The 484-nt window shown below is 33.5% G+C and carries 1 pseudogene; it reads left to right on the plus strand.

The window, feature by feature from the left end:
- Window positions 1–346: 346 nt before the first annotated feature.
- Window positions 347–484, plus strand: a pseudogene (locus tag ACJ5GX_RS06410) (hypothetical protein); the annotation flags it as partial.

Raw genomic sequence — 484 nt, forward strand, 5'->3', positions numbered from 1 at the left:
AGTAAAATAGACCTTTTCTATTATTTTTCATAGTTTCTAATAAACCTTAGCAATACTAACTTCATAACAACCATGATTTAATTTATAAAATCGCAAATAAATTGGCAAAAACTAGAAACAAAAATCGTTTTTCACACAAAATATGTCACTAAAAACTGACATTACTTTTTTTAAAGTTTTTTGAGCGTGCATTCAGCCGCCCGTACAGACGAGAAGATTATGTTCGCCATAATTTTCAATGTCACGGTCACCGGTCACGTCTCACAGACAACAGCATAGCACATAGCCACAGATTAACTACATAACATATTACTAAGTACCTACTTGCGTCTTGCATCTTGATCGATCAATATTCCGTCAAGTGCATACAAACTATGGATTGCTAAAAAATGCAATTCTGTCACTGGCTGAAAATTGCAAATTTAGTCTTGATGTTCCGTGGAAGAATATAGACCAAAAAGTGAAGGATTTAATACTTTTTGGC

The sequence above is a fragment of the Wolbachia endosymbiont of Tuta absoluta genome (assembly GCF_059414725.1).